Genomic DNA, 386 nt, shown 5'->3' with positions numbered 1-386 from the left:
AGAATGAAGACATCATAATCCCATCTACAAAAAACTGTACGGTGAGTGAAGCGAGCGAGTAGATGAAGTGAGTGAAGAAGTTGAACGGATAGAGTCTGAAAAGCCAGACTAGGGGAGAAGACACCCCGTAAAGCCTGGTGCTGGGCAAAAGAACTCGCAGAAAGCAGGGAAGAAAAACCGGGGTGGCACCGGCGGGCTGAAAAGTCGAACTACGCCGAACATTCCAGCCCACCGGTCACTCCTCACCACAACCGGGCGCTACCTGAGGTGGCTGCCGCCGTGCTCCATGCGGTACAGCATCAACGCCAAGTCATAGACGGACGTTGTCTCCATGAAAAAGCGTTCGTGTTCCCAATCCGGCTCTTCAGAGTTGAGTGTGGTTGGAG

At 53.4% G+C, this 386-nt stretch carries 1 protein-coding gene; it reads right to left on the bottom strand.

The genetic code is table 11. The annotated features are described in order from the left end of the window. Positions 1–232 (bottom strand): hypothetical protein (locus HMPREF2884_RS09300; RefSeq protein ID WP_210398948.1); only part of this gene is annotated, 232 nt, incomplete at its 3' end. Between the last annotated feature and the right edge of the window lie 154 nt (positions 233–386).

Source organism: Rothia sp. HMSC073B08 (assembly GCF_001812975.1).
GTDB classification, from domain to species: domain Bacteria; phylum Actinomycetota; class Actinomycetes; order Actinomycetales; family Micrococcaceae; genus Rothia; species Rothia mucilaginosa.
The sequence above is the reverse complement of the archived record's forward strand: the minus strand, read 5'-3'. Positions and strand labels throughout refer to the sequence as shown.